The organism is Geodermatophilus sabuli (genome assembly GCF_900215145.1).
Classification (GTDB): domain Bacteria; phylum Actinomycetota; class Actinomycetes; order Mycobacteriales; family Geodermatophilaceae; genus Geodermatophilus; species Geodermatophilus sabuli.
The window spans coordinates 272,411-283,904 of sequence record NZ_OBDO01000007.1 but is presented as its reverse complement, the minus strand read 5'-3'; the positions used below and the strand labels follow the sequence as shown (position 1 = coordinate 283,904).

Sequence of the window (11,494 nt, the reverse complement as noted above, 5' to 3'; positions counted from 1 at the left end):
AGCGCCCGACCGGTTCCCCGGTCGGGCGCTCCGTCGTGGGTGGGTCAGTAGGTGAAGCGGGCGACCCCGGCGCGCAGGTCGGCGGCCATCCGGGACAGCTCGCCCACCGCGGTGCGGGTCTGGGTCAGCGCCTGGGTGGTGGAGTCCGCGGCGGTGGAGACGCTCACGATGTTCTCCGCGATCTGCCCGGAGCCGCCGGCGGCCTCGGCCACCGACCGCGACATCTCGCTGGTGGTCGCCGTCTGCTCCTCCACCGCGGAGGCGATGGTGGTCTGCCGGTCGGAGATCTGCGCCACGATCGTGCTGATCTCGTCGATCGCGGTCACCGCGGCGGTCGTGTCGCCCTGGATGGCCTGCACCCGCCGCGCGATGTCCTCCGTCGCCTTCGCCGTCTCCTGGGCCAGCTCCTTGACCTCGTTGGCGACCACCGCGAAGCCCTTGCCCGCCTCGCCGGCGCGCGCGGCCTCGATGGTGGCGTTCAGCGCCAGCAGGTTGGTCTGCTCGGCGATGCTGGTGATGACCTTGACGACGTTGCCGATCTCGGCCGAGGAGTCCCCGAGCCGGGCCACCGTCGCCGTCGTCGCGGCCGCCGCGCTCACCGCCCGCGAGGCGACCTCGCTGGCCTCGGCGGCATTGGAAGCGATCTCCCGGATGGACGCCCCCATCTGCTCCGCCCCCGCCGCCACCGTCTCCACGCTCCGGGAGACCTCCTCCGCCGCGCCGGCTACCACGCCGGACTGCGCGGAGGTCTCCTCCGCCGACGCGGCGATCTGCGCCGAGGACGCCGACAGCTCCTCCGACGACGCCGCCACCGCGTCCGCCGAGGCCACCACCGCCGCCATCACCGCCCGCAGGTTCTCCTGCGCCGCGTCCAGGGCCGCGGCCATCCGGCCCAGCTCGTCAGCGGAGTGGACGCCGGTGCTGCGCCGCAGGTCGCCGGCGGCCATCGCCTCGGCCACCCCCTGCACCGCCCGCACGGTGCGGGTGATCCGGCGGACGACGACCACGGTGAGCCCGGTGGCGAGCGCGGTGGCGACCAGGGCGCTGGCCAGCAGGGTCGTGATCGCGGAGTCGGCCCGCTCGGCGGCGGCCGCGTTCCGGGCCGCGGCCTGCGCGGACTGGGCCACGCCCTCCTCCTCGAGCCCGTCGGCGATCCGGGTGAGCAGCGGGCTGGAGACGTCGCGGTAGACCTGCGCGTACGTCGCGAGGTCGCCGCGGTCGGCGGCGGGGAACAGCTGGGTCTCGTTCGTGCCGAGGAACTGCCGGCGGGCGTCGAGGTAGGCGTCCATCGCCGCCCCGTCGATGACGAACGGCTCGTACTCGGCGAGGGCCGCGTCGACGTCGGCCTGCTTCTCGTCCATCTCCCCGCGCAGCTCCTGTCGGCGGGCCGGGTCGGAGACGGCGTACTCCAGCACGCGGGCCCGGTGCGCAGCGGTCGCGCGCTGCACGGCCGACAGGGCGTTCAGCGGCGCCAGGTTCTCGGCGTAGATCGTCTCCTGGTGCGTGCGCATCTCCGAGATCCGGACGACGGCGAGGACGTTGGTCGCGAGCACCACGACGGCCAGCAGCGCGACGACTGCGCCGATCCGCATGCCGAGGGGCCGGTCGGCGAACCAACCGGAGGAACGGCCAGGGGGAGTGGGGGAGTACACGGGAGAGCCTCTCCAGGAACGGCGGTGACCGGCGGCGCGGGATGTGCGCCCCACCACAGTGTGGAACCGTTCCAGACGATTTCGGTGCACATTCCCGGGCGGATGCGGAATCGTTCTCGGGAGCTGCGGCGACCGTCCACCGGTGCGCGCTTTGTCGACACCACCGGAACGGTCGAACACCATTTCGACCGTTGCCGTACGACCGTTTCGTGGGCCGATGCCGGCGGAGTCGACACCGGTCGTCGGGACGGCTCCGCGACCGGTGCCGGTGACCGCTCGCCCGCCCGGGGCACGCCGGGCGTCAGGCGAGCAGCGCGGCGAGCTCCTCGAGCAGCGGGACGACGGCGGGGTCGGCGACCCGGAACCGGGCCGCGGTCTCTCCCTCGCCGACCTTGACGGTCACGTCGTCCGGAGGGAGCGCACGGAAGGCGTCCTCGTCGGTGCGGTCGTCCCCGAGGTACACCGCCGCCGCGGCGCCCAGCTCGTCGCGCAGCCGGAGCATCGCCCGGCCCTTGTCGGCGTCGGTGACGGCGAGCTCCAGCACCTCCTTGCCGGGCTTCTTCGTCAGTGACGGATCGGCCACGCGGTCGGCAGTGGCGAGGAGCTCGTCAGCCGCGGCCCGGTCGGTCACCTGCCGCACGTGCACCGCCACACTGGCCGGCTTGACCTCCAGCAGCGCACCGGGCACCGCGGCCACGAGCGGGGCCAGCTGCTCCGAGAGGGCGTCCCGGCGGGCGGCGAGCTCCCCGGTGAGCGGCCCGTCGAACTCCGCCCCGTGGCTGCCCACCCACCGGTAGGGGCCCGACAGCCCGCTGACCGTCCGGAGGTCGGCCACCCCGCGACCGCTCACCAGGGCGACGACGACGCCGGGGCGAGCGGCCAGCCGGGCCAGGGCCTCGGCGACACCGGGGGAAGGGACCGCCGCCGACGGGTCTCCCACGAGGGGTGCCAGGACGCCGTCGTAGTCGCTGGCCACCAGCACCGGCCGTCGTCCGGCGAGCTCCCGGAGCGCGGCGACCAGCTCGGCGGGGAGCTCGGCCGCGCTGCTCATCGGGGACCTCCCCGGACCGGTCACTGCTGGGCGCGCAGGGCGTCGAAGAAGGACGTCGCCCAGTGCTCGAGGTCGTTTCTCGCCAGGTGCCGGCGCATCCCGCGCATCCGCTTGGCCAGCTCGGCCGGCTCGGCCCGCAGCGCCCGCACCAGCTGGTTCTTGACGCCGGCGATGTCGTGCGGGTTCACCAGGAAGGCCTGCTTCAGCTCGGCCGCGGCGCCGGCGAACTCCGACAGCACCAGCGCGCCGCCGAGGTCGCTGCGCGCCGCGACGTACTCCTTGGCGACCAGGTTCATCCCGTCGCGGTACGGCGTCACGAGCATGACGTCGGCGGCTCGGTAGAGGGCGGCCAGCTCCTCGCGGGGCACCGACTGGTTGATGTAGTGCACGGCCGGGCCGCCGAGCGTGCCGAAGATGCCGTTGATGTGCCCGACCTGCTGCTCGATGGTCTCGCGCATGTGCACGTAGTGCTCGACCCGCTCGCGGCTGGGGGTGGCCACCTGGACCAGCACCGTCCCCGGGGCCTCCAGGACGCCGTCCTCGAGCAGTTCCTGGAAGGCGTTGAGCCGGACGGCGATGCCCTTGGTGTAGTCCAGCCGGTCGACGCCGAGGATGATCCGCTCGGGGTTGCCCAGCTCGGCGCGGATCTCCGCCGCCCGCTTGACCACGTCCGGGGAGCTCGCCAGCTCGTCGAACGCAGCGACGTCGATGGAGATGGGGAAGGCGCGGGCGGTGACCGTCCGGCCGTCGTACTCGATGGTCGTGCCACGGGCCGGCAGCTCGTGCAGCCGCCGGGCGAGCTGGACGAAGTTCGCCGCCGCGCTGGGCCGCTGGAAGCCCACCAGGTCCGCGCCGAGCAGGCCCTCCACGACCGCCGAGCGCCAGGGCAGCTGGGTGAACAGCTCGTAGGGCGGGAACGGGATGTGCAGGAAGAACCCGATGGTCAGATCGGGACGGCGCTGGCGCAGCATCGCCGGCACCAGCTGCAGCTGGTAGTCGTGCACCCACACGATCGCGCCCTCGGCGGCGACCTCGGCCGCACGGTCGGCGAAGCGCTTGTTGACCTGGACGTAGGCGTCCCACCAGGTCCGGTGGTACTCGGGCTTCTCGACGACGTCGTGGTACAGCGGCCACAACGAGGCGTTGGACATGCCCTCGTAGTAGCGGTCGACCTCCTCCTCCGACAGCGACACCGGGATCAGCTGCATCCCGCCGGACTCGAAGGGCTCCGGCGCCTCCCCGGCCGAGCCGGACCAGCCGACCCACGCCCCTCCGCGGCCGGCCACGAACGGCTCCAGGGCCGTCACCAGCCCCCCGGGGCTGCGCTGCCAGCGTGTCGTGCCGTCCGGGTCGGTCACCTGGTCGACGGGCAGCCGGTTGGCCACCACGACGACGGGGCTGTCCGCCCGCTCGTCTCCTCCGGATGCTCCACCCATGCCGTCCTCGACCCTACTGATGCCGCGCCCCCGGGGCACCGCGAGCCCTCACCACGCGGCCAGGACGTAGCCCAGCGCGGCCGCACCGATGCCCAGCACCACGGTCGCGGCCGCGTGCGCCAGAGCCCGGCGCAGCGCCCGCGCCTCGACCAGGCGCAGCACGTCGGCACCGAACGTCGAGAAGGTGGTCAGCGCCCCGCAGAACCCCGTGCCCACCAGGGCGAGCACCGCGGCCGGGACCGCGGTCAGGCCGAGCAGGACCCCGAGGACGGCGCTGCCGGCGACGTTGACCGCCAGGGTCCCGACGGCGGGATCCCACCCGGCGCGGACCGCCAGGCGGATCGTGAGCAGCCGCAGCGGCGCCCCCACCAGCGCACCGGCGGCCACCAGCAGCGGCGTCACGAGCCCGGGCGGTCCCGGGCCGCCCGCACCAGCCGGGCGCCGGCGGCCACCGCCAGGACGCTGCCGACGACGGAGGCGGCGACGTAGCCGGCGGCCGCGCCCAGCCGCCCGGCGTCCCCGAGCCCGACGGCCTCGACGGCGAACGCCGAGTAGGTGGTGTAGCCGCCGAGCACACCGACGGCGAGGAACGGGCGGACCCACGCGGGCTCGGGGGAGTGGGCGGCGAGGAGGGCCAGCAGGACCCCCATCGCCAGGCAGCCACTGAGGTTCACCAGCAGCGTGGCCCAGGGCCACTCGGCGGGGGAGTGCGGCAGCGCCGTCCCCACGCCCCAGCGGGCGAGCGCGCCCAGCACGCCGCCGACCGCCGCGAGCAGGTAGGCCACGCGCACATCCTCACCCACGAACTGCCTCTCACCAGGCCCCGTCCCGGTCCCGCCCCGAGCGCGCGAAGGGTGGGCAGGACCGGGTCCTTCCTCAGCGGCGGCGGGTCTCGGGGAACAGCAGGTCGACGAAGCGCTCCGCCGTGGGCTGCGGCTCGTGGTTGGCCAGCCCGGGCCGCTCGTTGGCCTCGATGAACACGTGCTCCTCGCCCACCACGTCGGGCACCAGGAAGTCCAGCCCGGTCACCGGGATGCCGATGGCCCGGCTGGCCCGGACGGCGGCCTGCGCGATCGCCGGGTGCAGCCGGTCGGTGACGTCCTCGATGGTCCCGCCGGTGTGCAGGTTCGCCGTCCGCCGGACCCGGATGCGCTCACCCGCCGGCGGGACGTCGTCCATCCCGTACCCGGCCTCGGCGACCACCTCCGTGGTGGTGTCGTCCACCGGGATCGTCGACTCCCCGCCGGTGGCCCGCTCCCGGCGCCGGCTGGTGGCGCGCACCAGCTCGGTGACCGGGTTGCGGCCGTCGCCGACCACCTCGGCCGGACGGCGCACCGCGGCGGCCACCACCTCGTGGTCGATGACCACCACCCGCAGGTCGTCACCGGCGACCAGCTCCTCGACGAGCACCTCGGGGCAGAAGTGCAGCGCCAGGTCGACCGCCCGCTCCAGCGCCTCCGGGGACCTCACGCCCACGGTGATACCCCGCCCCTGCTCGCCGCGGGCCGGCTTCACCACCACCTCGCCGCGCTCCCGGAGCAGAGCCAGCCCGTCGTCGAGCCGGCCCTCGGTGACCAGCGCACCCGCGGGCACGCGGACCCCGGCGCGCTCCATGATCCGGCGGGTGACCCGCTTGTCGTCACACCGGCTCATCGCGACCGCGCTGGTGAACTCCGACAGCGACTCACGGGTGAGCACCGTGCGGCCGGCGAGGGACAGCCGGATCTCCCCCCACTCGGCGTCGGTGACCTCCACGCGGATGCCGCGCCTGAGGGCCTCCTCGGCGATGATCCGGGCGTAGGGGTTGAGGTCCTCCAGGCCCGGGGGGCGGGAGGCGAACAGCGGGGAGTTGATCGGGTTCTTGCGCTTGACGCACACCGCGGGGGTGCGCTGGAACCCGAGCTTGCGGTACAGCGCGATGGCTCCGCTGTTGTCGTGCAAGACCGACAGGTCCAGGTAGGCGCGGCCGCGGCCGACGTAGCGCTCGGCGAGCACCCGCGCCAGCGCCTCCCCGGTGCCGGGCGGGGCGTCCTGGGCGTGCACCGCGAGGCACCACAGGCTGGTGCCGTTCTCGGGGTCCCCGAAGGCCAGCACGTGGTCGACGCCGGTGACGGTGCCGACGATGCGCCCGGTGCGGCGGTCCTCGGCCACCAGGTAGGTGAACGTGCGGGTGCGGTGGTTGGCCCACATGGTCGCGGCGTCCCCGGTCACCATCCCGTTGCGGGCGTAGATGCCGTTGATCTCCTCCATGTCGGCCAGCGAGGTGACCGTGCGCACGAAGACCCCCCGGATCAGCTCGTGCCGGGGCCGGTAGCGGTACAGGTCCAGCCGGTAGGTGTAGCTGGGGTCGATGAACAGCTCGTCGGGTGCCAGGCCGACGAGCACGTGCGCGTCCCGCGGGTAGATGCAGATGTCGCGGCGGTCGCTCTCCTCGGCGCGCAGCGCGTCGACGATCCCGCGCAGGTCGTCGAAGGTCTGGCCGAACACCAGCCGGCCCCAGCCCAGGTCGAGGACGACGTCGGACTCCATGCCCTGGCGCTGGTGCTCCGAGGGCTGCTGCCACGAGCGGTTCGTGAAGGACGGGGTCTCGGGCACCGCCGTACGGCGACGGTGCCCGGCGAGCCGGGGCACCGTCAGACCCCGTGCGTCTGCAGCCACAGCTCCAGCAGGCCGAGTTGCCACAGCTTGTTGCCGCGCAGCGGGGTCAGTTCACCGTTGGGGTCGGCGAGGAGCTCGCGGACGTACTCGGGGCGGAACAGCCCGCGCTCGCGGGCGGCCTCGCTGGACAGCGCGTCGCGCACCAGGCCGAGCACCTTGCCCTCGAGGTGGGTGATCGCCGGCACCGGGAAGTAGCCCTTGGGCCGGTCGATGACCTCCGGCGGGATGATCCGCCGGCCGATCGCCTTGAGCACCCCCTTGCCGCCGTCGGCGAGCTTGAGCTCCGGCGGGCACATCGCGGCCAGCTCGACGAGGTCGTGGTCGAGGAAGGGCACGCGGGCCTCCAGGCCCCACGCCATGGACATGTTGTCCACCCGCTTGACCGGGTCGTCGACGAGCATGACCTGGCTGTCCAGCCGCAGGGCGGCGTCCACCGCCGTCTCGGCCCCCGGCATGGACATGTGCTCCCGGACGAAGGCCAGGCTCGGGTCGTCGGTCAGGGCGTAGCGGTTGGAGACGACCGACCGCATCTGGGCGTGGTCGCGGTCGAAGAAGGCCGCGGCGTAGCGCTCGACGGCCTCCTCCCGGCCGACGTCGGCCAGCGGCGGGTACCAGTGGTAGCCGGCGAAGACCTCGTCGGCGCCCTGGCCGGACTGCACCACCCGGATGGACTGGCTGACCCGCTCCGACAGCAGGTCGAAGGCGACGACGTCGTGGCTGACCATCGGCTCGGCCATCGCCCCGATCGCGTGCCCCAGCGCCGCGGCGAGTTCGTCGGAGGCCACCCGGATCCGGTGGTGGTCCGTCGCGAACCGCTCGGCGATCACGTCGGAGTACTGGAACTCGTCGCCCTCGCGCCCGCCCACGGCCTCGAAACCGATCGAGTAGGTGGCCAGGCCGGTCTGCCCCTCCTGGGCCAGCAGGCCGACGATGAGGCTGGAGTCCAGCCCGCCCGACAGCAGCACGCCCACCGGGATGTCGGCGACCAGCCGGCGGCGGACGGCGACCCGCAACGCCTCCTCGATCGCGTCCTCCCAGTCCCGGGCGGACCAGGACGCGTGCTCGGGGCGCCGCTCGTAGGTCGCGTTCCAGTACCGCTCCTCGCGCGAGGTGCCGTCGGCCTCGATCACCCGCAGGGTGGCCGGCGGCAGCTTGCGGACGCCGGTGAGGATCGTCCGCGGCGCCGGGACGACGGCGTGCCAGGTGAGGTAGTGGTGCAGCGCGACCGGGTCGATCGAGGTGTCGATGTCTCCCGCGTGGCCCCTCGCCCGGAGCAGCGCCGGCAGGGTGGAGGCGAACCGCAGCCGGCCGGGGGTCTCGGAGAGGTACAGCGGCTTGATGCCCAGCCGGTCGCGGGCCAGGACGACCCGGCCACTGTCCCGCTCGTGGATGACGAAGGCGAACATCCCGTGCAGGTGCGAGACGACGTCGGTGCCCCAGTGGTGGTAGCCCTTGAGGATCACCTCGGTGTCGCTGTGCGAGAAGAAGCGGTAGCCGTGGCCCTCGAGCTCGGCGCGGAGTTCCTGGTAGTCGTAGATGCAGCCGTTGAAGACCGCGGTCAGCCCGAGGTCGTTGTCGATCATCGGCTGGGAGCCGCAGGTGGACAGGTCGATGACCGACAGCCGACGGTGCCCGAACGCCACCCGCCCGTTGCTCCAGGACCCCTGACCGTCCGGGCCGCGGGGGACGAGCGCGTCCACCATCCGCGCGACGGCGGTGGTGTCGGCCATGGAGCCGTCGAACCTGATCTCGCCGGAGAGGCCGCACATGCCCTTGATCCAACTCGCCATGGTTCCGAGGCGCGACTCGGTCGCGGGAACGTCACACCGCCGCAACGCGGCCCTCGTTCCACGTGGAACCGCCCGGAGACGAGCGGCACCTAGCCGTAGTACAGGGCGACGGGCCGGCCGTCGATCTCCCGGACGTCGACGGTCGTGTCGTAGACGGCGGCCAGCACCTCGGGGCGCATGATCTCGCGCGCGGACGCGTCCGCCACGACGCGACCGTCGCGCATCGCGACGATGCGGTCGGACCAGGTCGCCGCGAAGTTGATGTCGTGCAGCACGGTGACCACCCGCTTGCCGAGCTCGTCGGCCATCGTCCGGACCAGCCGCATGATCTCCGTCATGTGCCGCAGGTCCAGGTTGTTGAGCGGCTCGTCGAGCAGGACGTACTCCGTGTCCTGCGCGAGCACCATCGCGATGAAGGCCCGCTGGCGCTGCCCGCCCGAGAGCTCGTCGAGGAACCGGTTCCGGTACGCCTCGAGGTCGAGGTAGGTGATCGCGCGCTCGATGTGCTCCCGGTCGTGCACCGTCAGCCGCCCCCGGGAGTGCGGGAAGCGACCGAACTCCACGAGGTCGTGCACGGTCAGGCGCGCCGCGACGTGGTTGTCCTGGCGCAGCACCGCGAGGACCTTGGCCAGCTCGTTCGACGGCGTCCGCTCGACGTCCGTCCCGTCCACCGTGACCCGGCCGGCGTCGGGCCGGACGAGGCGGCCCACGAGGCCGAACAGCGTCGACTTGCCGGCGCCGTTCGGGCCGATGAGCGCCGTCACGCCCTCCTCGCCGAACCGGACCGAGACGTCGTCGACGACCGTCTGGGCGCCGTAGCGCTTGGTGACGTTCTCGAGCGCGATCACCGCGCCCCCTTCCGCAGCACGAGGTACAGGAAGAACAGGCCGCCGGCGAAGTCGATGACCGTGGACAGGGTGCCGCCGAAGCCGAGCACCCGTTCGAGGACCAGCTGGCCGCCCAGCAGGCAGATCACGCCGATGAGGACGGCGGTGGGCAGCGTCCACACGTGGCGGAAGGACCCCGCGTACGAGTAGGCGAGGTTGGCGACGACGAGGCCGAGGAACAGGATGGGCCCCACCAGCGCCGTCGACGCGGCCACCATCACCGAGACGCTCGCGAACAGGACCATCACGACCCGCCGGTGGTCGACCCCCAGGCCCACGGCCGCCGGCTCACCCAGCGTCAGCACGTCGAGGGTGCGCAGCAGCGGCACGACCGCGGCGCACCCCAGGACGACGAGGACGGCGGTGAGCAGCAGCAGCGTCTCGTCGGGCCGGGTGAGGGACGCGAACATCGCGTCGGAGAGCACCTGGAAGTCCAGCGGGTCGAGCATCCGCTGCATCCACTCGGTGGAGCTGCGGAAGAACGTGCCCAGCACGATGCCCACCAACAGCATCAGGTGGATCGACCGTCGCCTGCCGCCGAAGAGCCAGGTGAACAGCAGCACGCTGAAGGCGACCATCACCACGACCTGGACCAGCCAGAGGGTGAGCTGGTCGAAGCCCAGGAACGACGCGGACCCGGAGGAGAACACGATCACGGTCGAGACGAGCACGTAGAAGGCGTCGAACCCCATGATCGAGGGGGTCAGGATGCGGTTCTGCGTGATGGTGTGGAACACCACCGTCGACACCCCGACCGCCGCCGCGACGACGAGCATCGCGAGCACGCTGAGGCTGCGGATCTCCAGCGCGAAGGCGAGCGAGCCGGGGACGTCGGTGCAGCAGTAGACGGCGGCCAGGACCAGGACGGCGGCGCCGAGCGCGGCCAGTCGGACCCCGGGCTGCGCCCAGCGCGTGGCGATCCGGGTGCGGCGGGTGGCCGGGGGAGCTGACGTCGTGGTGGCGGGGTCAGTGAGCACGGCCCCGCCTCCGCAGGAGCAGCCAGAGGAACACCGCCGCACCGAGGACGCCGACGATGACCGACAGCGGGATCTCGTAGGGGAAGCGGACGACGCGCGCGAGCACGTCGCAGCCGAGCACGAACACCGCCCCGAGGCCCGCGACCCAGGGGATCGCGCGGCGCACGTTGTCGCCGATGACCAGGCTGACGATGTTCGGCACGACCAGCCCCAGGAAGGGGATCAGCCCCGCCGTGACGAGGACCGCCGCCGTGATCACCGCGATGACCACCATGCCGACGGCGACCACGCGCCGGTAGTCCAGCCCCAGGTTGGTGGCGAACTCCTCGCCGAGGCCGATCACGCTGAAGCGGTCGGCGGCCAGCCAGGCGACCCCGACCATGAGGCCGGCGATCCAGACGAACTCGTAGCGGCCCTGCATGACCGTGGCGAAGCTGCCCTGCGACCACTGCCCGAGGGACTGCAGGAGGTCCAGGCGGTAGGCGACGAAGGTCGTCACGGCGCCCACGACGCCGCCGAGCATGATGCCGACCAGCGGGACCAGCACGAGCTGGCGGACGGGCACGACCCGCACCACCCGCAGGAAGACCCAGGTGCCGGCGAGGCCGAAGACGGCGGCGACGGCCATCTTCCCGACGACGGCCATGCCCGGGGCGAACACGATCGCGACCAGCATGCCGAGCGTCGCGAACTCGCTGACGCCCGTGGTGCTCGGTTCGACGAACTTGTTGCGCACGAGCATCTGCATGATGAGACCGGCGATGCCCAGGGAGGCGCCGACGAGGACGACCGCGACCGTGCGCGGGATCCGGCTCACCACGAGCAGGGAGGCCGCGGAGCTGTCGGGGCCCCCCGCGAGGACCGAGGCCGGGGACACGTCGGACACGCCGACGAACAGGCTCAGCCCCGCGAGGACGACGAGGAGGATGCCGACGAGCACCCCCACCCAGGCGCGGCGGGGCCGCACGCGGGCAGGGGCGCTCGTCGAGGTGGAGTCGAGCGCCGTCACGGAGAGGAGGGGAGGCGCTCCGCCGGTGCCATCG

General features: G+C 73.1%; 10 protein-coding genes. All 10 read right to left on the bottom strand.

The window, feature by feature from the left end; genetic code table 11:
• Positions 1 to 44 precede the first annotated feature (44 nt).
• On the bottom strand, positions 45 to 1,592 hold the full coding sequence (locus CRP39_RS17040; protein ID WP_097207553.1) for a methyl-accepting chemotaxis protein: 1,548 nt from the start codon (positions 1,590 to 1,592) through the stop codon (positions 45 to 47).
• A gap of 361 nt (positions 1,593 to 1,953) precedes the next feature.
• Positions 1,954 to 2,703 carry a trehalose-phosphatase gene (gene otsB / locus CRP39_RS17035; protein ID WP_097207552.1) on the bottom strand — a complete coding sequence of 250 codons (750 nt, stop codon included), beginning with the start codon at positions 2,701 to 2,703 and terminating at the stop codon, positions 1,954 to 1,956.
• 20 nt (positions 2,704 to 2,723) lie between these two features.
• Entirely contained in the window at positions 2,724 to 4,139 is a 1,416-nt protein-coding gene (locus CRP39_RS17030; protein WP_097207551.1) for an alpha,alpha-trehalose-phosphate synthase (UDP-forming), read from the bottom strand.
• A 48-nt stretch (positions 4,140 to 4,187) separates the two neighbouring features.
• Entirely contained in the window at positions 4,188 to 4,541 is a 354-nt protein-coding gene (locus CRP39_RS17025; RefSeq protein WP_097207550.1) for a fluoride efflux transporter FluC, read from the bottom strand.
• The gene (crcB, locus tag CRP39_RS17020) at positions 4,538 to 4,924 is read right to left on the bottom strand and encodes a fluoride efflux transporter CrcB (protein WP_097207549.1); all 387 of its coding nucleotides are present in this window, start codon (positions 4,922 to 4,924) and stop codon (positions 4,538 to 4,540) included. Before crcB ends, CRP39_RS17025 begins: the two co-directional genes overlap by 4 nt.
• A 91-nt stretch (positions 4,925 to 5,015) precedes the next feature.
• Positions 5,016 to 6,734: an N-acetylglutaminylglutamine synthetase gene (ngg, locus tag CRP39_RS17015; protein WP_245853928.1), complete on the bottom strand. Its 1,719-nt coding sequence runs from the start codon at positions 6,732 to 6,734 to the stop codon at positions 5,016 to 5,018.
• Positions 6,735 to 6,772: 38 nt separating this feature from the next.
• Complete coding sequence (locus CRP39_RS17010) at positions 6,773 to 8,587, bottom strand: N-acetylglutaminylglutamine amidotransferase (RefSeq protein ID WP_245853927.1); 1,815 nt, start codon at positions 8,585 to 8,587, stop codon at positions 6,773 to 6,775.
• 89 nt (positions 8,588 to 8,676) lie between these two features.
• Positions 8,677 to 9,435 carry an iron ABC transporter ATP-binding protein gene (locus tag CRP39_RS17005; RefSeq protein WP_097207547.1) on the bottom strand — a complete coding sequence of 253 codons (759 nt, stop codon included), beginning with the start codon at positions 9,433 to 9,435 and terminating at the stop codon, positions 8,677 to 8,679.
• A complete protein-coding gene (locus tag CRP39_RS17000; protein WP_097207546.1) occupies positions 9,432 to 10,451 on the bottom strand; it encodes an iron chelate uptake ABC transporter family permease subunit in 1,020 nt (339 codons plus the stop codon). The genes CRP39_RS17005 and CRP39_RS17000 overlap by 4 nt, the downstream gene beginning before the upstream one ends.
• Entirely contained in the window at positions 10,441 to 11,460 is a 1,020-nt protein-coding gene (locus CRP39_RS16995) for an ABC transporter permease (protein WP_216359778.1), read from the bottom strand. The genes CRP39_RS17000 and CRP39_RS16995 overlap by 11 nt, the downstream gene beginning before the upstream one ends.
• Between the last annotated feature and the right edge of the window lie 34 nt (positions 11,461 to 11,494).

What these genes read in the sequence shown, in the direction of transcription:
- CRP39_RS17040 (WP_097207553.1), bottom strand. Translation starts at nt 1,592, where the DNA reads ATGCGGATCGGCGCAGTCGTCGCGCTGCTGGCCGTCGTGGTGCTCGCG.
- otsB (WP_097207552.1), bottom strand. Translation starts at nt 2,703, where the DNA reads ATGAGCAGCGCGGCCGAGCTCCCCGCCGAGCTGGTCGCCGCGCTCCGG.
- CRP39_RS17030 (WP_097207551.1), bottom strand. Translation starts at nt 4,139, where the DNA reads ATGGGTGGAGCATCCGGAGGAGACGAGCGGGCGGACAGCCCCGTCGTC.
- CRP39_RS17010 (WP_245853927.1), bottom strand. Translation starts at nt 8,587, where the DNA reads ATGGCGAGTTGGATCAAGGGCATGTGCGGCCTCTCCGGCGAGATCAGG.